Source organism: Paraburkholderia sp. RL17-347-BIC-D, from assembly GCF_046027915.1.
Classification (GTDB): domain Bacteria; phylum Pseudomonadota; class Gammaproteobacteria; order Burkholderiales; family Burkholderiaceae; genus Paraburkholderia.
In genome coordinates this window covers 1-19,528 of record NZ_JARESS010000087.1, presented here as the reverse complement: position 1 = coordinate 19,528, position 19,528 = coordinate 1, and the positions used below count along the sequence as shown (strand labels likewise).

25 protein-coding genes are annotated in these 19,528 nt (G+C 60.4%); 13 read left to right on the top strand and 12 right to left on the bottom strand.

Annotation, left to right across the window (positions count from 1 at the left end):
* The 4 genes from P0D96_RS45110 to P0D96_RS45095 all read right to left on the bottom strand — a co-directional run.
* Positions 1-2,199: relaxase family protein (locus P0D96_RS45110; RefSeq protein ID WP_408320592.1), on the bottom strand; the 2,199-nt coding region annotated here is incomplete at its 3' end.
* Between the two features lie 4 nt (positions 2,200-2,203).
* Complete coding sequence (locus P0D96_RS45105; protein WP_201141618.1) at positions 2,204-2,431, bottom strand: hypothetical protein; 228 nt, start codon at positions 2,429-2,431, stop codon at positions 2,204-2,206.
* 11 nt (positions 2,432-2,442) lie between these two features.
* A complete protein-coding gene (locus P0D96_RS45100; RefSeq protein WP_408320590.1) occupies positions 2,443-2,808 on the bottom strand; it encodes a plasmid mobilization protein in 366 nt (121 codons plus the stop codon).
* A complete protein-coding gene (locus P0D96_RS45095) occupies positions 2,808-3,065 on the bottom strand; it encodes a hypothetical protein (protein WP_408320588.1) in 258 nt (85 codons plus the stop codon). The genes P0D96_RS45100 and P0D96_RS45095 overlap by 1 nt, the downstream gene beginning before the upstream one ends.
* A 333-nt stretch (positions 3,066-3,398) precedes the next feature.
* Between P0D96_RS45095 and P0D96_RS45090 the strand changes: the two genes are divergently transcribed.
* Complete coding sequence (locus P0D96_RS45090; protein WP_408320586.1) at positions 3,399-3,932, top strand: hypothetical protein; 534 nt, start codon at positions 3,399-3,401, stop codon at positions 3,930-3,932.
* A 347-nt stretch (positions 3,933-4,279) separates the two neighbouring features.
* Here P0D96_RS45090 and P0D96_RS45085 read toward each other — a convergent pair whose 3' ends face one another.
* Positions 4,280-6,352, bottom strand: a complete 2,073-nt coding sequence (locus P0D96_RS45085; RefSeq protein WP_408320584.1) for a ParB/RepB/Spo0J family partition protein — start codon at positions 6,350-6,352, stop codon at positions 4,280-4,282.
* Positions 6,353-6,579: 227 nt separating this feature from the next.
* Between P0D96_RS45085 and P0D96_RS45080 the strand changes: the two genes are divergently transcribed.
* The 6 genes from P0D96_RS45080 to P0D96_RS45055 all read left to right on the top strand — a co-directional run bounded on the left by P0D96_RS45080 (position 6,580) and on the right by P0D96_RS45055 (position 10,041).
* Entirely contained in the window at positions 6,580-6,999 is a 420-nt protein-coding gene (locus P0D96_RS45080; RefSeq protein ID WP_408320582.1) for an antirestriction protein, read from the top strand.
* A gap of 62 nt (positions 7,000-7,061) precedes the next feature.
* Positions 7,062-7,895, top strand: coding sequence for a DUF932 domain-containing protein (locus P0D96_RS45075; RefSeq protein WP_408320581.1), 834 nt, complete (start codon positions 7,062-7,064; stop codon positions 7,893-7,895).
* A 50-nt stretch (positions 7,896-7,945) separates the two neighbouring features.
* Entirely contained in the window at positions 7,946-8,245 is a 300-nt protein-coding gene (locus P0D96_RS45070; protein WP_408320579.1) for a hypothetical protein, read from the top strand.
* Positions 8,246-8,290: 45 nt separating this feature from the next.
* On the top strand, positions 8,291-8,653 hold the full coding sequence (locus P0D96_RS45065; RefSeq protein WP_408320577.1) for a single-stranded DNA-binding protein: 363 nt from the start codon (positions 8,291-8,293) through the stop codon (positions 8,651-8,653).
* A gap of 427 nt (positions 8,654-9,080) precedes the next feature.
* The gene (locus P0D96_RS45060; RefSeq protein ID WP_408320575.1) at positions 9,081-9,326 is read left to right on the top strand and encodes a hypothetical protein; all 246 of its coding nucleotides are present in this window, start codon (positions 9,081-9,083) and stop codon (positions 9,324-9,326) included.
* Between the two features lie 4 nt (positions 9,327-9,330).
* Positions 9,331-10,041 (top strand): DUF7673 family protein, encoded by a 711-nt coding sequence (locus P0D96_RS45055; RefSeq protein WP_408320573.1) that lies wholly within the window; start codon positions 9,331-9,333, stop codon positions 10,039-10,041.
* A 545-nt stretch (positions 10,042-10,586) separates the two neighbouring features.
* On the opposite strand, the gene P0D96_RS45045 is transcribed toward P0D96_RS45055, so the two are convergent.
* From P0D96_RS45045 to P0D96_RS45020, 6 genes are all read right to left on the bottom strand, one after another.
* Positions 10,587-10,829 (bottom strand): type II toxin-antitoxin system RelE/ParE family toxin, encoded by a 243-nt coding sequence (locus P0D96_RS45045; protein WP_408320569.1) that lies wholly within the window; start codon positions 10,827-10,829, stop codon positions 10,587-10,589.
* 65 nt (positions 10,830-10,894) lie between these two features.
* Entirely contained in the window at positions 10,895-11,173 is a 279-nt protein-coding gene (locus P0D96_RS45040; protein ID WP_408320567.1) for a ribbon-helix-helix domain-containing protein, read from the bottom strand.
* A 94-nt stretch (positions 11,174-11,267) separates the two neighbouring features.
* Entirely contained in the window at positions 11,268-11,579 is a 312-nt protein-coding gene (locus P0D96_RS45035) for a hypothetical protein (RefSeq protein ID WP_408320566.1), read from the bottom strand.
* 248 nt (positions 11,580-11,827) lie between these two features.
* The gene (locus P0D96_RS45030) at positions 11,828-12,304 is read right to left on the bottom strand and encodes an RES family NAD+ phosphorylase (protein ID WP_408320594.1); all 477 of its coding nucleotides are present in this window, start codon (positions 12,302-12,304) and stop codon (positions 11,828-11,830) included.
* Positions 12,304-12,744, bottom strand: coding sequence for an Xre family toxin-antitoxin system antitoxin (locus P0D96_RS45025; protein ID WP_408320564.1), 441 nt, complete (start codon positions 12,742-12,744; stop codon positions 12,304-12,306). Before P0D96_RS45025 ends, P0D96_RS45030 begins: the two co-directional genes overlap by 1 nt.
* Before the next feature lie 342 nt (positions 12,745-13,086).
* On the bottom strand, positions 13,087-13,284 hold the full coding sequence (locus P0D96_RS45020; RefSeq protein WP_408320562.1) for a hypothetical protein: 198 nt from the start codon (positions 13,282-13,284) through the stop codon (positions 13,087-13,089).
* A 668-nt stretch (positions 13,285-13,952) separates the two neighbouring features.
* Between P0D96_RS45020 and P0D96_RS45015 the strand changes: the two genes are divergently transcribed.
* From P0D96_RS45015 to P0D96_RS44990, 6 genes are all read left to right on the top strand, one after another.
* Entirely contained in the window at positions 13,953-15,164 is a 1,212-nt protein-coding gene (locus tag P0D96_RS45015; protein ID WP_408320560.1) for a ParA family protein, read from the top strand.
* Complete coding sequence (locus P0D96_RS45010) at positions 15,154-16,182, top strand: ParB/RepB/Spo0J family partition protein (protein ID WP_408320558.1); 1,029 nt, start codon at positions 15,154-15,156, stop codon at positions 16,180-16,182. Before P0D96_RS45015 ends, P0D96_RS45010 begins: the two co-directional genes overlap by 11 nt.
* 271 nt (positions 16,183-16,453) lie before the next feature.
* Positions 16,454-17,722 carry a Cdc6/Cdc18 family protein gene (locus P0D96_RS45005; RefSeq protein WP_408320556.1) on the top strand — a complete coding sequence of 423 codons (1,269 nt, stop codon included), beginning with the start codon at positions 16,454-16,456 and terminating at the stop codon, positions 17,720-17,722.
* 36 nt (positions 17,723-17,758) lie between these two features.
* Positions 17,759-18,112 carry a hypothetical protein gene (locus P0D96_RS45000; protein ID WP_408320555.1) on the top strand — a complete coding sequence of 118 codons (354 nt, stop codon included), beginning with the start codon at positions 17,759-17,761 and terminating at the stop codon, positions 18,110-18,112.
* A 33-nt stretch (positions 18,113-18,145) separates the two neighbouring features.
* Complete coding sequence (locus P0D96_RS44995; RefSeq protein WP_408320553.1) at positions 18,146-18,307, top strand: hypothetical protein; 162 nt, start codon at positions 18,146-18,148, stop codon at positions 18,305-18,307.
* A gap of 684 nt (positions 18,308-18,991) precedes the next feature.
* A complete protein-coding gene (locus P0D96_RS44990; protein WP_408320551.1) occupies positions 18,992-19,168 on the top strand; it encodes a hypothetical protein in 177 nt (58 codons plus the stop codon).
* 98 nt (positions 19,169-19,266) lie between these two features.
* Here the strand turns inward: P0D96_RS44990 and P0D96_RS44985 are convergent.
* Positions 19,267-19,528 (bottom strand): aldo/keto reductase (locus P0D96_RS44985; RefSeq protein WP_408320549.1); only part of this gene is annotated, 262 nt, incomplete at its 5' end.

Sequence of the window (19,528 nt, the reverse complement as noted above, 5' to 3'; positions counted from 1 at the left end):
CTGCGCAGCCTCCTCCCATGACAGGTTCATCTCTTTGGTGAGGAAGTCAGACACATTCAGATTGCGCGAACCGGCGCGGATTCTGTCACCGCCATCCGCGCCTTTACCGATCGCATACTTTTCGACGATCAATCCGTGCGAGTGCGCAAGCGCGGCCAGCAGCCGGCGCGCGTCTAGCGTCGCACGGATCTCGGTGAATTCGTCCCGCTCCCGGGCACGTCGCGCCGTGCGAGCCTCGGACAGGTCACGTGCGAACTGGTCGCGAACGGTATCGGCTGCCCGGCCCGTCGACGCGTGTGCACTCGCATTGAAATCGACCGACGCAGCGTCCGTCGTCGGCGGCGAATCAGTTGGCCGCACCTCGAACGGCAACGATTCGATCGCATCGAACGATTGCACATCCGCGAGGCTGCGGATTTCCTCACGTGGTCCGAACCCTGCAGGCAGGCGGCCGCCGCTCAGACCAAAAGGCTCGCGTGCGCCGAACGGGCCTCCAGCCCGCATGAATTTCTCGGCACCGGTTCGCGCAAGACGCGTCCGCCCTGCCTCGTCTGCCCGGTTCCACGCGACAAACATGCGATCGACCATCGCTTTCCATTCAGGCTCGCCGCCGGACCTGTCAACCGCATCGCGCTCGCCGGACCATTGCCAACGATCCTCCCTCTCGTCGTAACTTCCGCCGGGTTCGAAGTCGCGGTCGGCACCTTTGCGCCATCGCAGCCGCGGCACCGAAATGCCTAGCTGTTCTCTTCCCGCTCGCTCGCGATCGCCAGACCATCGCAATGCGTCAATTCGTTCGGCTTGCTGGTTTCCCAGCTCCAGTAGTGCATCAGGCGGCAGAAGCACTTGACGTCGCGCGGCGTCGCCATCCACACCGCGGCCGGACACGCCATGCACACGGTGGGCGGATTGGGACGGCGCGCCGGATCGATCGAAGCGAGCGTCAAAGTCGTGATCCGCTCCGGCTCGCCATCGCCCCGTGATTTCCCGGTGCGCGCGTTCGAGCTCGTTCCACCATTGCTGCGACTGCCCTGCCCCTTCCGGCTCCCGCCCGGCGCCGCGCTCTCGCGCCCGCCCTCCTGCTCCGGCGGCTCCGATTCGCCGCCAATCTCGCCAGTGTCCGGATCGATCGTGGGATTGTCGTGTGCGCTCATTAAGCCCTCCTGTTACGTCATAGAACCGCTGTTCGCGGTGATCGAGAATGCGCCGCTGCTCCGCCGGCGACGCTGCCTGATACGTTTTGTAAAAACTGCTGCCGCTGTTCAGATACTTGATCTCGCGCGCGCGCGTGTCGTGCCACGCGCCGAGCGCATCGAGATAGATCTGCCGCGTATCGCGCGATACGCCTGGCTCGACGTACTGCGCATGCACATTCGATTCGAGCGACTCACGCTTGGCCGTAGCATCGAGCTCGATGAACTCGCGCGAAAACACGAACTCCTTCAGGTTCACACCCTTCGCGGCATCGGCCGGTTTAACGTTCTCGTACTCCGACTCCCTGCCGGCATTGCGTGTGCGCGTCTCGCCGTACTCCGTGATCAAGGCCCTGAAGTCGTCATACCGGGTCACATCACGCGTCATCACCGCCTCAAGAATCGAGGCCTTCAGCTCGCGGTTAGCGCCCTCGAACACATCGCCCTTGTACCGGCTGATCATTTCGGACGCGTCCGTGAACTGCACACGCCGGTTGTCCTTTGGGCTCGCGAGCCCGTACTTCGCGTTAATGTGCTCCTGAAAGGCCTCGAGGTAGCGCTCGTTATGGTCAACCTTCCCGAACGGATCGAGCCGTCGACCTGTCACAAGATTCATTTCCGGAATCACGATATGCACGTGCACCTTGCGCTCGACAGGCTCCCCCGTCTTGCGGTCCGCATAGCTCTTGATCCGCGGCACATGCGCTTCAGCGTAGAAGTTGTATTCGTCCCGACGGTACGCGGCAAACGCAAACGCCTCGAACTCCCGAACAATCTCACCTAACAGCTCGCGGTCAACCTCGTCTTCCTTGAATGACAGCGTGACATTCAGGTAGCGCTCGGCGTCCGTGTCGATCGACTGGATGATGTCGTTCGTCAGATCGAGATCGCCGGCAAGGATCACGCGCTCATCCATCTCGTCGCGCTCCATCTCGCGACCCTGCTTCTGGCCCTTCTCCAGATAGTCCTTGATCCCGTCGTGATAGCCGCGTACGCGTATGAGCATCGCCCTACCCCTGCGCCTTGCGCTCGGCAAGCCAGCGCTGCGCCCCTTCGATTCGGAACAGCAGCGTGCTGTGCACGATCGACGGCAACAGATGGCCGGCAGCGGAGACCGACGCCCGGGCGCTGTCGCAGTCCGTCTGCGTCAGCGTATGCGCACCGGCATGGTCGCGATCGAAGTGCAGCTTCGTCTCCAGCTCGATCACCGCCATAATGGCCGCCTGCTTTTGATCCATTCCCATCGCTATCAGTCGACCTTGTTCAAGGTTGCCCTGAGGTACTGCCCGATCAGCTGCAGCTGCGTGAGCACCTGCTCGTAAGTCGCTTCCGAAAGCTTCCCGCGAACGTGTTCGGAGTTCGCGCGGTGTGCAATCTGGTTCAGGTTGTTACTGGTCTTGTTGAAGATGTACAGCAGCCGCTTGCGGTCCCCGCTGGCCACCGGCCGCGCGATCACCTGCGTACGGTTGGTCAGCACCGCCTGCCGGAAGAACTCCGATTGCGTCATCCCGCTTTGCGCCACCTTTGCAAGGTACGCATCGCGATCCGCATCCGACAGACGGAACGCGATCGGCTTGCCCAGCCCTGCCCCGCCATTGCTTTTTTGCTTTGGCATCACCAGAGCCCCGTCGAGCGACTACGGTCGATGTCAGCGCCGACCATCGCGAACTGCCTGCCGTCGTCATCGATCGGGTGCGCGCGAAACTCGTATTCCGGCCAGCGGAACTCGCACTCGCGCAACGCACGCATCGCCTGGTCGCCCGTCATTGGCCGCGTATAGCCCGCCCACGGCAGATAGCGCGGCTCGCTGCCGTGCTCATCAACACGCGCTCCCACTACAAGCTGGATCACCCATTCGCTGCTCGGAATCATGACCGCACCTCCGTATTCATTACGCATACCAGGCAGTGCTTAATGTCGGTGGCGGAGCCACCGACCAGTCTGACGCGGCAATAGACCGCGTCGGGGTTTCAAAGGGGCTCGCCCCTTTGGCACGAAATATTTTACGGAACGCGTAGCGTTGCGTAAACATATTCGACGTGCCTCGCCCCGCTTTCGCCACACATTATTTCCTACGCATATTCTACGGCCCTACTACACCCGAACATTACGCGTTGCATCGGAATACTACACAATACAACCTTGCCCCTACATGCTGTCGTCATTCATACTACGCCGATACTACATTTATTCGCCATTTGCCCAATGGATCACGAAGAGCTTGCTTCCGCGCTGCGCCGCCTTGCCAGCACAAGCCCGAAACGCAGCAAGGCTTCGCATCTCAAGACCCTCCTTCCGGACATCGAGGCGGCGCTCGCCGCTCGCGTTCCCGCCGTTGAAATCCTGAATACCTTGCGCGAACAGGGACTCGATATCTCCCTTCGGACGTTTCACGGAACTCTGTACAGGCTTCGAAAGACCGCCTCTACGCCCGGTTCCGGACGCAAATCCGGCGCTGCGGCAGCCCGCCCCAGCGCCCCGGCCCCCGTGACTGCCTCCCGAGCAACAGCCCCTCCCGGAGCGCACAAGCCTGCGCCTCCCACGACCGATGCACCGGCACCGGCACCGGCACCGGCCCACTCTCGCATCAAAACCTTCGAGCAATTGCAGTCTGAGAATCCCCACCTCTCAAGCATGCAGTTGAACCGCCTCTATGCCGAACAGTACGGCGAACCTCGCGTGAGAAATGCCGATATTGATGCGCTCAAGAAAAAATATCCTCAGCACACGAAACCCTGAACCGCATCGCCCCGCCGCGCTGCGCCGGGTCGGGCCGCTCCCCATGCATTCTGCATGGGTCCCCGTGGCCCTCGATACGGGCGCGCGGCGCGCGCGATGCCGCCCTGGCTCGCACCGCGTAGTTACATTCTGTTTCGCAAATCGCGGTCTCATCATGCGCGCGAGCCTGGCATAATCGTCGTGCCGCTGCCTGGTCCCCAAAGGCACGCGGTAGGAGCCTCGGAAAGCCGGTCTGCGTACCGGCTTCTTTTTTTCATGTGCAGTACTCGTGAAGCAAAAAACCGCCCGGACTTTCACCCGGACGGCGGCATGTGACATGCCTGCACTTACGCAAAGTGCATCAGGGCTCAGGCGGCTTCGGCTTCCTCCGCATCCCCGTCGTTGCACTCATCCTGCGTGCTGTCGGCGTCGCTTTCCTCGTCATCCTCCCAATGGCCGTACGTGACATGTTTCGGCACCTCACGGTTGCGCAGCACTTCCGGCAACCAGCCCGAGTCCGTCATGCGAAGCTCGGCGGCAGCAGCGGCATCTCCCCTTTTCATCCCGCGCAGTTCGCCTGCGGCCTGCGGCGAAACCGTCTCGCCGACAACGGTCACGATACGATCTTTCGAGACGTGCTCGAAGTACCCTGCGCGCGTCGGCTTCCAGTAGCGCGTGAGGTCCAGTTCCAGCGTGTTCGCCACTTCGTTGACCGGGTGCGCCCGGTCAACGGGGCTGATGCTGTCTACCGTCGCGGCCACGCAGAATGCAAACAGGTTCGACATCACGTCCACGTCCTGTTGCAGTAGCCACGCGAGCAGTTCATCGGTGCGCTTCGGCAGCATCCGGCTCCACTTCGCCCGCTCGCCTTCAAGCGCCTTCCATGCGGCGCTGTCGGCCATGTCGTCGGCGTTCGACACCAGCGCATCGCGCGACGTATGCACGTCGATCCGCACCGCATGATCGATGTATGACTGTCCGTACACGTTATCGAACACGGTGGGGATCATCCGGTACATCAGCACGGCCAGCGCAACGGTCGGCTGTTGCGCAAGCTCGATCTGTACCGCAGCCGTGCGGTGCGCGGTCAGCCGTTTGCACAGCTTTTCGCCGTGCAGGGGCTTGGCCTTCGGGGGCAGGTCACGATTTCGCTGCGCATGCGCAAGCTTCGCGATACTGCCCGCGTCTGCGTCGTTGATTTCCCGGCAGCGCAGGCCACGCGTGATCTGCACCTTCCCGTCCTCGTCGATGGCGACGAACGCACCGGCCTGCTTCATGTCGTCGGCGGCGAACGTTTCAAAGCGCTCGGCATAGGCGTCAACAGCAGCCGAAGCATCGTTGAGCGCGTTGTCCAGCTTTTCCCAAAGCGACTCGTCTTCCTCACTGTCCTGATCGGCGTAATACGCGTCTAGCGCGGCCTTCGCCTCGTCGCGCGTGGCAACAAGCTTCACAAGCTCGGCCTTTTCCGCTTTGGTCGGCTTTCGTGTGGTCGATGCGATCCGGTCGTACTGGAACAGTTCGGCCTGGTCACAGCGGGTCCGCGTCTCCACGAAACACCAGCCCTCAGCGGCTACGGCCTGGGATAGCTCGATCAGGCGGTCAGTCGCAAGGCGATGCAGCAGGTCCGCATCCGCGATGTATCCGGCGTTCTGGTCGTCGGAAAAAAGATCGCGACGCACATAGCCTCCTGCGGCCTCGTAAGCGTCCAGCCCGACAAACTTCGCGAGCGGATTCTCGCTGGCATCAAGTTCCGCTTTCGTCAGCGCTGCGCGCAGTTTGGATGGTCGGCGTTGCCAGGCATTTGGGGCATCGGTCCACACGCGTTCCTGCGTCGCGTGATCGTCGGCCAGTGCGAGCACCTTCGCCTGCTCATAGTCCAGCTTGTCGTCGCGCAGCAGGTCAAGCAGCGCCGGAGCGAGGTTCGCAATTTTCAGCGCACGGCGCACCACCATTTCGGACACTTTGAACAGCGCCGCGACGTGGGCCACGCTTTTGCCCTCCTCCGTAAGCAGGCGGAACGCGACGCTTTCATCTGCGATCGACATGGCTTCCCGTTCCCGGTTCTCGATCAGCGACGCAGCCACCGCCTCGCCATCGCTGACGATCAGCACCGGCACCTGGTAATCCTTAGTAATGTTCCCCTGCGAAAACAGCAGGTCCAGCGCAGCGAGCCGCCGCTGTCCGGCGCACACGGCGAGCTTCGGCACCTTCGCGCGGCCTTTCATCTCATGCACGACGAGATTCTGTATCAGTCCTTTCCCGGCAATTGTTCCGGCCAGCGCCTCGATGCCGGTGGGTGCCTTTTTGCGGACATTCAGCGGCGAGCGGCACAGCCGTCCGTACGGGACGTATTCGATCTGCGCTTCGCTGTCGAAGCTGGTTTCCAACGCGTCCGGGACGCTGCTAGCTGCCGCAACTGCCTTTTGTTCAGATGCTTCCATCGGTTTTTCTCCGGTTAGTGACCAGAAGTTGCTCCGGCCTCACAATCATAATAGGGCGTATTGCCCTATAAATAAAGATGGACGTTCATATTAATTTTTAATCAGCAAGAAGATTCAATTAAAACAAATTCAAAACAAACTAACTGATCAACTTGTGTATAGGGCAATTTGCCCTATACTAAGAACTGAGGCCGAACTGTTTTCGGTCACTAACCGGAGAGAAACCGATGACTCAAGAAACCTCTGTTGACGCGATCACCTCGTCTGTCGTTCCCGACGAACTGCGTCTCAACTTCCTGCCGCACTACCTCGGTTCGCACTACCTGCGTGGCGAGGCGTTGGTGTACGAGTGGGCGCGCCGACTCGCAAGCGCCTATGACGGTGGTTCGTGGATCTTCTTCCAACTGTCGAACGGTGGTTTTTACATGGCACCTGAGCGATGCGGACGGCTTCATGTCCGGTGGCATATGAACGGTTACAACGACATGATGGGCGCCGACGCTTTCGGCATCGTTGTGACGCTCTTTGCCCTGTGCCATCTGGCCGAACTGCGCCAGGACGACAGGATCATCGAGCACTACCATGCGCTTCGCGCCTACGCGGCACAGCACGTAGAGGCCGCCAACATCCTGCGCGCCATCGACTGACGTATTGACCACTCACGGCCCCGGCCTGTGGGCTGGGGCTGATCCTGATATTGGGGAACAGCATGGACACCACTTACCTGACAAGCCGCTTCGGACGCAACGCAGTTGGTACACGTTCGGATCGCCCGCTGACGAATGACGAGATTGCGGCGGTTGCCCCGTCGATCTTCGCGCTGTCCGCGCACGAAAGCCGCTCAGAACGGTACACCTACATTCCAACCAGCGACGTACTGGACGGCCTGCGCAAGGAAGGTTTTCAGCCCTTCATGGCCTGTCAGACCCGCGTGCGCGCCGACGACAAGCGCGCACACACGAAACATATGGTCCGCCTACGCCACGCCGACCAGATCACGGGCCGTGAAGCCAACGAAATCATCCTTCTGAACAGCCACGACGGCAGCAGCAGCTACCAGATGCTCGCGGGGATGTTCCGGTTCGTCTGTCAGAACGGTATGGTCTGTGGAGACACCATTGGAGATATCCGCGTACCTCACAAGGGCGACGTGATCGGCCAGGTGATCGAAGGAGCGTTCAAGGTGCTCGACAGCTTCGAGGCAGCGACCCATCAGCGTGAGGGGATGGCCGGACTGGCGTTGACCGACGGCGAACAGACCGCTTTCGCGCGGGCCGCGCTTACGCTGCGGTACGACGATGACAAGCCAGCGCCCATCACTGAGCAGCAACTTCTAACATCGCATCGCATGGAGGATCGCGCACCGGACCTGTGGACGACATTCAATCGAGTGCAGGAAAACATGATCAACGGCGGCCTACGTGGTCGTAACGCGAATGGCCGGGCAACCACAACCCGAGCCGTAACGGGCATTGACCAGAACATCAGGCTCAACCGCGCCCTCTGGGTGCTCGCCGACGAACTGTGCCGCCTGCGCGGCTAACCGGTGCGCCCGGCCTTCGGGCCGGGCATGACCTCACTATGGAAACCGACATGGATACCGTTCACATCCGCTCAACGTGGTTGACCGCCCTCCTTCCGCTGCTAGCCGTCTATCAATACGGCGATCGTTCCCTGGTGCGCGCGGAACTGTTCCGCATGGCATTGTCCGCCGATGCCGCCGCGCGCTCCGCCGAAGCACTCGACCGGATTGCCAACATGCGGGACCGCGACGGGCACCCAATCGACATGCACCGGGAAGAGTTGCGCGCGATAGCCCGCAAAGCGCTCTCCGAGTTTGATCGTGTGCCGCCCCGTGCCCCGCAGTCTGCCCTACCCGAGTCAGGGTTTTAACGAAAGTTTCCCTCTGTTTCAATCAAACTGTCAGGAGTACAAATCATGAACAAGCTTTTCTTTACTGGCCGTGTTGCCGCCGCCCCAGTGCTCGCGAATCACGGAGATTCAAAGGTGACGAAATTCACACTGATTTCCAACGAGTACGCCGGTCGCGACGAAGGCAGCGGCGAAGCGAAAGAGCGTCAGGTGAGAATTCAGGTCACCGCTTTTGGTTCGCGCGGTGAGGCCATCGCCAGAAACGTTCTGAAGGGCGATCAACTGATCGTCGAGGCGAAGCTGTCGAACAACGATTTCACGGACGGTGAAGGCATCGAGCGCTACGGCTACAACTTCACGGTCGATAATTTCGACTTCGGCGCGCCGGGCGAACTCAAGCGGGCGCAACTCGCGCGGCGTCAGGAATAATCCATGTCGGCCCCGGTTCATGCCGGGGCTGTTGCCCGGTACAGGAAATGCCCCTGAAACCTTGGGCGGCGTTGTATTTCATTCAGGCGCGTACCTGGGTGAAAATAGCCTCAGCGGCGTCCGAGTCCCAGCCGTCCGGTAGGGATCCCCTTCCTGCCAAACCTTGAGCCCGGATGACTGCAGGCGTCACGCGCGCGCCGGCGCGCCCGGATCGAGGCGCACGGGGACCCGCGCCGGCGCGGCGCAGTAGCGCCGGGACGATCCGGCACGCCGCAGGCAGACCGCGGGCGGGGTCGTCAAGCAGCCGCAGGCTGCGTGATTCCTCCGCGGCGAAGCCGTGGGGGCTGGATCCTGGATCGGCTTGCGGACCGCCGTGGCCAGCGGTGACGTACGATCGCATACACGCACTCAATCGACGAGACCAGAGATGGAAGGCAGAACGATTTACGCTGGCGCCGACGGACTGGCACGTCTCAAGGTACGCAGGGTTGTGGCCTGGCGCGAGCGGAAGCGAGGAACCGGCGTTGGGTACAGTAGCGGATATTTCTGCGGCAAGGCTGTCGGGCTTGCGCTGGTCGATGCGCCCGATGCAACGGTGTCGTTCGGCATCGCCCCTTTTATCACCGACCGCGGGTACGCGGTCGAAGTCCCCTACTCCGGACAAGCAAGGTAACGCCATGAACATTCCGCCCCGCCCGAAAACACACCGGATCACCAGTGACGTACCCGAGCACCTCCTCGAGGCATTCCAGCACACCGTCACGGAATTCTTTACGAACGCGCACGGCGGCCAGACACCGGCGCAGCGCGCAGCGGAGGTCCGCGCCGGCGATCGTGACCGCGGCCTCGATTCGCTCCTGCAACTCGTCGACGTGGCCGAAGGCGGCACCGAACAGGCGGAGACCATCGCGGAATTTCTCGCGGGCCTGTACAACGGGACCGACTACCGGTTCGATCTCACGGCGCTGCGCGCGTTGGAGGACGATCTTTTCGAGCACTGTCTCGCCGTGCTACGCCTCGATCACCGGCCGACCGTCGAGGTGCACGGCTATTTTCCTGGCGGTGAGCAGCGCTGGCAGCAGATAATCGCGCGCTGGAATCTGGACAAACGCCCCGCGCCGGAGCCGGCGCCGGTTCATGGCGAGCGCTATCAGGCACACTATGTGACGAATCAGGAAGCACCAGGTTATCGCGATATCACGCTGGTGGTGGCGATCGACGGGGACCCGGCCCGCCAGCTGCCGATCGAACTGCACTTTTCGGCTGCAGACTCGGAGAGCATGGCCCGTGATCTTCTGGACCTTCATCGTCGCGCATGGGCGCCTCGCGATCACCGCGCCGGCCCTATCGACGTAAAGGCAGGCGAACTCCCGCCACGGTGGCTTTAATAAATAGACTAAGCGGAAAAGGAAAAATGAATAACGACTTCCACACACGCATTCGCCCCGAATGTCTGCTGCCGTGGGTACAAGGCTGGCAGCAACCAACGGGTGTTGAGATTCGTGAGGTCATAGGTCGCACGGGACTAACCGGTCGGGCAGTCGCGGATCTGGTCGGTCTGAGCGAAAGAGGGGGCGGCCGGCAGGTTCGGCGATGGATAAGCGAGGAGTCGCATATCCCCTACGCCGCATGGGCAATCCTCTGCGAAGTAGCAGGTCTGGGCAAGATCTGGGAAACCCGGGAGTAGTCTGGTCCGCTGAGTCAGGACGTGCCGGCCTCCCCTCGGCGGGACGGATCGACCCAAGGCCGCGATTACTGGTGTTCAGACCACAGCGCGCCGGCGTCGGTCATCCGCTGATAGTCGCCGGCGAGTGTGCGTCGGACGCGCTTCTTTTCCGCCTGCTCATAGAAGGGCACCCGGTATGGCGCAACACGTGCGGTGTGGTGCACGCACCGGAGACTGCATCTCGTACTCTCGCGGCTTCATGAGTCGTCAGTATTGTCCTGCAGGACCGTCTCGTAGTCCTGTCCGCCGTAGAAAAATGCCGATCACTGAGGTCTGCTCCGCGTCGACGTCGAAGGCTATCACTACCCTCTTGCGGTAAATCGTGACGCGCAGGCCCTCGCGAATGTCATCCCGACGATTGCTCCATTGCCGGAAGATCCGCAACCCTTCGTAGTACATAATAATTGGGCTGATATAGCGTTCCGCGACCACCGGAGAGGCCGCGGCCACAATGTATCGATAAAGCGCGAGCAGCTGTCCCTGCGCTTCCGGTGTAAGGGCGACGGTATAGGATATTACGCTTTTTCGATGGCCTTGCGGTGTTCAGCGGCGAGCGCCGCGCGCAGCTGGTCGACGCCGATGGCGCGAGAGGGGTCAGCCTTTAGCGCATCGTAGGCGGGCGCGACCTGCTTGCGCAGCCAGCTTTCCACTGCACAGTCACGCGCGAGCAGCGCCCGGAGTCCATCGCGGATCACTTCGCTCTCCGTCGCGTATTCGCCAGCCGCCACCTTGGACCTGACTGCCTCGGCCATTTCGTTGGGCAGCGTGATGCTGAATTGTTGTGTCGATCGCACGGGAAGTCTCCCTTCTGAGGGTGGGATTTTAATCCTGCGCTTTGCCTTCGACACCTGCAAGGCGTCCGCACGCCGACAGGCGGCTGCACACCCCTCACGGCGTCAGTGTGCACGTACGCCGGCAACAGTCGCACGCAACCTTCTTCATCTCGGCAAACCGTTCGCCCGCCCCCTCGGTGAGGTCCCGCGGCATCGGGTGGGTGGGCAGAATACGCGGTGCCGCATGCCGGTCTTCTCGGCCGCGCTGCCGCTTGCTTTCGAATGCCGCCTCCCGCTTCGGCGTGGCCCGAACGAGGTGCCCGCTTTCGATCGCGGCAACGAAATCCACCTGCCAGTTTCCGGCGCTGACGCGTGGTGCGGTCTCCCCACATTCGTGGACGGTGATCGTGCTGGCATCGTTGGCCACGCAGATCCGTCGCGAGGTATCGCAGTCGAAAAAGATCCCCCACTGACTGGATCGGCACGAGCCAGTTCAAGATTCTGCAGGACCGGTTCCGCAAGTGGTGGTCCGTGACTGGCACGTCCCTAAACGCATGACGCAATCAGTTTTGACAACACACAGGCACCTTGAATGGCGGCACCCAGCGAAGCATGGCCGGCGGGTTGGTTGATCACACGCCATCGTCCGCTTGCCACCGCCACATGAGATGCCCGTCACGATCCCTTTGCAGCCGCGCGCCGCAATAACCGAGGGTCGGTCAACCACTCATCACGCGTTCCAACCAAGACGAGCGCGAAGTCCGGATGATTGGGATTGAGCAAATAATTGGATTCCGCAGGAACGACCGCACTGGGAACAGCCAGCACGGCGCTGCTTCGCTTCCGCTCCCACGCCGATCCAAGTTGCTGCAGTTCGGCCCGCGCTGAAATGTCCCGCCAGTCGCGAGGCAAACTCGCGGGATCGATACGTTCGACGATTTTCTCGGGGAAACGGGCGGGAATCATCACATAGCGGGCACGCAGCGGTGAATCCTGAACCAACATCTCGAGCAGCGCGAGCGATTGCGTCTGCGCCGTATACACCAACGCGACGCCTTTGGGGTTCCATCGGCCACCGTATAATCGAGCTCCTTCCCCAGAAAAAGCGGTATCCGCATATCGCTCCGTCACCACCCGCCATGCCGTAACCATCACGCAAACACGCCATGCTCGATGCGTCCCAGCGTGTCCATCACACTATCGGTGCCAATGTCGGTATCGACAAGACTCAGTGGCGTGGCGTCTTCCAGGGCACCAACCGGCGTCTTAAGCCAGGCGAGTGCCAGGTCGAGATCGTCAAACACCTCGGCAGCGCGCGCGGCGACACGCGCGAGTCTCAGCAGCTTGGCTGACTCCTCACGGCTCAACACCCCTTCCCGCTTGCGACGCGCCAAGGTACGCTCCGGGATATCGAGCGCCTGCGCCAGTTCTGCTTGCGAAAGTCCGATGGATTTGAGCATCGCGTCCAGCGCCCGCGACGAAATGCCGTGGCGGACCACGTCCACCCATTCAAGGCCGGATCGGGGAGAACGCGGAAATACCGACCGTCCTCCCAGCAATGAATCGGCTGATACCTTCTCGATGACGTCCACGGTTTCACCTCCTGCCATTTGGCATCAATTTTACACCAGAATGGCAGAGAAAGTAGTTGCTGCCAGGGTATCGCCGGTCCGGTCCGGTCCGGACTGCCGGCTACTTTCAACGAAGGGTCGCGCCAAACACCCGTGGGGGCGATCGACGACACGCACAAGCACCGCTCCGGCGAGAAGGTGCGCTCGTATGCCAAGAATCCGGAGACCCTGGGTTATGGGAGCGAAGGAAGGCTGAGGCGACCGATACGCAACAGGAGGCTGCGAAGCCGCAAGACGGCACCTCACGGAGTCGCAAGATGGAAACGGCCGTCAACGGTCACGCGCAGCAGTGCACCTTTGCATCTACTTGCGTTGAACACGCGCCGCTTTTCTAAGTTCACCCACGACAAAGAAGCCAAACGTATTGGCGATATCCGGCAAGGTCAGGATGGTTGCCTCTGTGACCTGAGCTGGCTTGAGCATTTGATCCAGCGTCCAAGTGCGGTTCGTGCGCCGGCCGATATAAGACCTTTTTTTATTTGATTCCTTGACGGTATGCATCCAAGTTTCGCGCAGTCCCATTCCCCAAGGAGTCGACGATGACAGACGAGATTGACTTGGCAGCAGTGAACCGGTTCGTGGATGTGCTATTTAGTTAGGCGGGGCGCAGTAACCCGAGCGGTATGGCTCGGACGTTGGTGCAGGCGATCAATGCCTGCCATCAGGAAAACGTGGGGGCGCGCGAGGACCCGACAGCGCGGCTGATCGTCCATGGGTTCGCGTTTCTCTGCGGAGTCTTCAGATCGACAACACGCTGGATGTCTACGGGAAGCTGAACGACGAGTGCAGAGTAAAGGACGCGGCCATAAAAACCGCCCGCGCGGGAGCCGAAGAAAGCGCACCGAACGCGGTGTGAAGACAGGCGCTCCGGAAAAATAGTCCCAGAGAAATCAACGACTTTGAACTTTGAATCCGATCGATCGAGCGCATGTTCCAGTCTTGCGCTCGCTTTTCTTACATTTTAATTACTCCAATTCGGCGGCTTCCAACCCGGGTCCAACCACCCCGCGCTGGGATTCGGAATCCCCGTGCGATTGGTCTCGCAACAAATACCTAAAGTAAACCTTCAAGTTTACGAGTTTACCGGCTATTATTCGCCGAAATCGCACGTCATCGAACTTTGATGATTTTCGCGGTTTTCGATGACAACACCAATTCGCAGGTACCTCATGGTTACTAAGGAACTACCGCCGCCTCGCAAGGCAATTGGTATCGACCAACTAATCGCCATTGCTGACCGGGCAGAGGCGACGCTCGCGCAACTGCGCGACGACCTCCTTGAGCCTTGGCCCAGAAAGATGGCGCCCATGCTCACGGCGTCGCGCGTGGCCAAGCTTTGCAAGATCGAGCGCACCCAGATCCAGTACCTGTGTACACGAGGTAACAAGAAGGGAGAGTATCCCACGGGCACCCTTACCGGCAATGGACGCAATCGTGAGTTCACGCTCGCGGAAGCACAGCAGTTCATTCGTCTCGCGGCGCCGTACAAGCGCCGTCCGGAAGGGGCGCTCGGCCTTGCGATGGCCATCGGGAATTTCAAGGGCGGCGTTGGCAAAACGACCAGCGCTGTGGCAATCGCTCAGGGCCTGACCCTTCATGGTCACAAAGTCCTGCTGATTGACCTCGATCCGCAGGCTTCGTCGACAACGCTCATGGGCTACGTTCCGACGCCGGAAGTCACCGAAGAAATGACGGTGATGCCGCTCGTCTACGAGGAACAGCCAGACCTGAACTACGCCATCCTTCCGAGCTACTGGGACAACCTGGATTTCATCCCGGCTTGCCCTGCTCTGTTTGGCGCGGATTTCTACCTACCGAACCGGCAGTCGAAGGATCCGAACTACCAGTTCTGGCAGGTTCTGGAACGGGCGATGGGTCCGATCCGAGAGAAGTACGACGTGATCGTGATCGATACACCGCCGAGCCTTGCGTACCTCGCCACTAGCTGTTTCATGTCGAGTGACGGCCTGATTGTTCCGCTGCCGCCCGAGACCCTCGACTACGCCTCGAGCGCGTCGTTTTTCCGGCAGTTCGCAGACCTGTTCAAAGCCTTGGCCGACGACCGCGACGTGCAGAAGGAATTTGCTTTTATCAGCATCTTCCTCTCGAAGGTAAAGCCGCGGGTTGACGCCACCGACGTCGTTCGGTCATGGATTCAGCAAACCTACCCGGAGTTGCTGGGTCGGGCAGAGATTCAGGATTCCGACGTAGTCAAGAACGCAGCAGCCGAGTTCAAGACAATCTACGACGTTCAGGCCTTGGGGCAGTACAGCCGCGCCATTGATTCGTTCGATGCCATGGTCGATGAGATCGAAGGGCATATTCAAGGTGCGTGGGCCACGCAATTGCTGAAGGAGAAGGAGAAAGCGAATGTCGAGTAAGTTGAAGGAACGCCTGATGGCGCGCACGGCTGGGGTCGCCGACAGAGCGGAGTCTGCGGCTGCGGCGCGCCCTCCCGAGGCAGCGCCACGCGCGGCGACCATGCCGGCGCAATTGGGCGCCTTCCGCCTCGAAGCACGTGAGTATCAAGAAAGGATCCAGCAACTGCAAACGGACCTGGAAGAGGCCAAGCGCAGTAGCAAGGGCTCGATGAAAGTGCTCTTGACCGACCTGCACGAAGTCCCGGGCCGGAGGCGCTACAAGTCGCCGGAGGCGTTCACCGAACTGCGCGAGAACCTCCGGCACAACAAGTTAGCCACGCCTGTTGGCATCCGGCCGCGCGTCGAAGGCGGCTTTGAAATCGTCTCGGGCCACTGGCGCACGGATTCCTATCGAGAGCTGGGTCGGCTAGAAATCGACTGCGTGCTGGACGACGATTCGAGCGAGGACGAAGCGGCGCTCGCTGCGTTCTACGCGAATCTGTTGCAGTCAGACCTGACCGACTATGAGAAGTACCTCGGCTTCAAGGACATCCGCCAACGCTTCCCGGACATGACCCAGGCCAAGATGGCAGAGCAGGCCGGGGTGAACGAATCGGTGGTTTCCGCACTGATGGCGTTTGACGATCTTCCGGCTGAAGTTCTGGCCCTTCTGAACGAGAAGCCTGCCCTAATGGGCGCGACTTCTGGCTATGCGTTGGCGCGCTTGGTCAGAACCGGAAAGGCAGATCGAGTTGTACTCGCAGCCCAGCGGCTGGCGAACAAAGAGCTGGATGAAACACAGGCGGTGAAGTTCGCAAGCGCAGACCCCGCGAAGCAGAAGGCGGCAACTACGGCGACGTCTTTCAAGGTCAAGGCAGGGCGGGGCACGTACTGTGATGTGCGTCAGGCCAAGAATGTCGTGCGGCTGGAGTTCCAGTCGGCGGCTGAAGCTCAAGCGGTCCAGTCGGCGCTGAAGGAAGTTCTGGAACGACGCGCAGCGGCAGTTCAGGCGGAGCAGACAGAGGTCGCAGAAAAATAGTTGTTTAAAATCAATGACTTTGAACTTTGAATCTTTCGCGAACGGCCTCAGCTCGTCGCGAAAAGGAATAACAAGATGAATTGATCACCGGACATAAAAGACAAAAGCCTCCAGTTGGCGCTGGAGGCTTTTGAATACGGGCTTGCTGTTCACTCGCCCGGCTGCACTTCCCGACGGCAAATCGGGTTGAGCGTTGACACCACGAAGTGTAGCCGATCGAATCAAACAGTCAAGCGTACTCCATCCATTTTTCGAGAAATGGACGCTGGATATGTCTATCGCGCAACACTTCGTTGCTGGCGAGGTAGGGTTACGCCCGCACTTCCCCGAAACCGAAAACGTCGATGTTTCCCCTGCTCCTCCGGCAACCGAGGACAGCGACGAGTTCGCTCTGAGTTCCGATTCCGTCAACCTGCCGTGGGTCATCCTACGGGCCGTCCATCGCGCTTCCCGCCTCGATGGGATCCCTGCTCGAGCGCGCTCCGTGTTGGCTGCCCTTGCACGCACCGTTGACGCCTCGAGCCCGTACGGTCATATCTACGCTCGACGTGAGCTGCTGACCGAACGGTCGATGCAGTCGGAACGGACGTTCTACCGAAGCCTCGATGACCTAGAAACCGCCGGTCTGATCGCCCGGCCACCGCAACGCCGCTACGTGCAGGCGGGTCTCTTTGGTCGCGCCTATCTTCACCTGACCGAGCGTGCTGCCATCATTCTCGGGCTGGCAGCGGAGCCAATCCCGGCTGCTCAACCAGTCGAAGCAGAGGCTGATTCGGTGGATTCATCCAGCACCCATGCCGGAGCTCAGCAAGCCGGTACCGCCGCGGCTGAAGCATTTTCCCATCGGTCTGCCAATCTGGCAGACGGTGGTATATATAAGAATCTTTTCCCCACCTCTTTGCAAAAGAGACAACCGGGGCAAGTGCCTGTGGACCTCCAGCGTCTGCGGTCCCTGGGTTTTCGGGATTTCCTGATTTTCAAACTGATGCGCGAAGCACGTGAGCAGGGCAAACGTCTGTCCGATGTTGTCGAAGCAACGTGGGAACATCTCCAGAAAGCCAAGCGGCCCATCTGCTATCTGCGCGCCCTGCTGACCAGCACCGCCGATTTCTCATTCCAGATCCGCACCCGGCATGCAGAGCAAAACGCGGCGCGTGCTGCGGTCGAAGACCAACAGGCTGCCGAGTCGCTGGTTCGCGAGGTCGCCGGTCTGTCCTTCGTCGACGCTACTGGTGAGCGCAAGCTCGTCGTCGATGCTGACGGACTGTCGCTATCGGTCTACAACGCGGAGGAGGGCATCGCACGTCGCGAGGCGGGTCAATGGCAACTGCAATTCGCGAAGGCACTCCGGAACGGTCAGATCCGACCAGCAAAGCCGGATGATCTCGAAGCATTTGCCCAAGCGCGCCGTCGGGCGACCTCGTCTGTTCTTCCGAATGTCGACGCTCCTCGCATCGCCACCGAGGCTGCCACGGACCATCTGGCCATTTTAAAGGGAGCGTTGCGGCGGTTCTCCCCGGCGCTGGCACGTGCGGTGTGAGGAGGGCGCAGGCGAAAGGATTTAAGACGGACAACGATGAGCGCGATCACGATCGTTTGGTCTATAACTGAGACCGGGCGGAAATATTCGGGTCGCTTATCAAACTGCGTCGAGGAGGCACTCAATGAAACGCCTGCTCTGCTGGTCGCACAGATCGACTCGCCGCTTTCTCTGGACATCTGCTATGTGGGCAGCCGGGCCTGCCGACGTCGATCAAAAGTACGCACTGACGGGTGGATTGATCATGAGTTGGGTAATCGTTCGAATCGTGCGAAAACTGTCTTTCGAAGGACAACTGGCGCGCTCGCGCCCCGCACCAGCTGGTCGCTGGAGACTGAGAGAACCAAGAAGATAACCCAGAAGACCTACGGGATCGTGATCACGCAGTGACCCAATTCAACGACCTTGTCGCCAAGAGCAAAAGTGCCCGTCAATGCCGACCCCGACCAGATTGTGCTGCTGCCGCTGGCACCCTGTAACGTCCAGCAGGCTGGGAACTGGCAAGCGATCGAGGCACTCTTTCAGCCGCTGGTTGGTAACGGGTTTTCGGTCCAACAGGTCGCCAACATGCAGATAGTCAACTAGTTGGCGCAGAAAATGTCGGTGATGCCCTGACGGCAAACCCGCTTGCGAGCTGCATCTAAACCCGGCGGCGCCGGGTTCTTTGTGCCGCTTCAATGCCGTCTTAGGAAGTAAATGTGGGAGCACTTGGGCATAGGGTCTACCTTGAATTAAGGAGTCCTGATCGCTATGTGTTGCGAGATTTCCTTCCGGGCGACCGCAAGTAGAATCTGAAAATCGTGGACGTTGGAAGTGACAGTCTTAGAGAATGGCGGGGCGCTGTGCAAGGGAGTTCGCGAATGCCCTCGGAAAGCGGTACATAATTGCAAAAAGCGTTGCGCCGTGAAACATCGCGCAGTAAACCTTTAATGTGGCGAATGCCCTTTCTGACGCGGCCTTTGAGCCGATTGAGGGGGAATGTTTCACGAGAAATTTGGTGGTGTATCGGCCGAGACGCGTCTTAGCGGCATCTTTTTTGACACCGAAACGCTCCAACAACCCACGGAGGTGTGGGTTGTACGATTTGTCACGTAAAACGTATGTTTCGCTACAGACGGGTCCGCGCCGCGCTTAGCACGTGGAAGTCTACCGTCAGTACGTGGCCGACCCGCCTTACGCCGGCCGGTTTTTCCGCCAAACTATTCCTTACCCGCGCGTGTCCTTTCTGTACTACAACTCGTTAATCGAGTCAGGAAGCCGGGGGCCGCAATGGCCAACCTCCGATTTGCCCATGCAGTTGACGATGTGCGTCCTTACTGGACGCATCGCTACGATGTCTACGGTCCCAAGGTCCACCGCCGGCTCACCGTGTTTGGTCATCGGGCGCTGAACGCATGGCTTCAATTCGAATTCGATCCCGATGTAGTCGCTCACGCGAGAGTCTGACGTTCTGTTGAATGGATGTCGATGAATCAACGTCGATTGCGCACCACCGCTGCGGCGCTGACTAGCGGATGGACTGCACTGCAGTGCGAAGGTAACAGTTACGCGTCCCATTCCGGCGCGAACGGCGGGGTGACGAAACGGTGGTTCTTCGGCAACACCGCAATAGCGTGACGGTCCTCATTGTCGAGTTTCACCGCCAGCGCGTCGAGATTGGATTTTTGACTTTCGCGACGTTGAGCCTTAGGAATCACGGCGACCCCGTCCTGTTCCAGAAGCCACGCGAGCGCAACCTGGGCAGCAGTCGCCCCATGCTTGGTGCCGATTGCCTGAAGTACGGGGTCGCTTGCTGCCCTGCCTTGC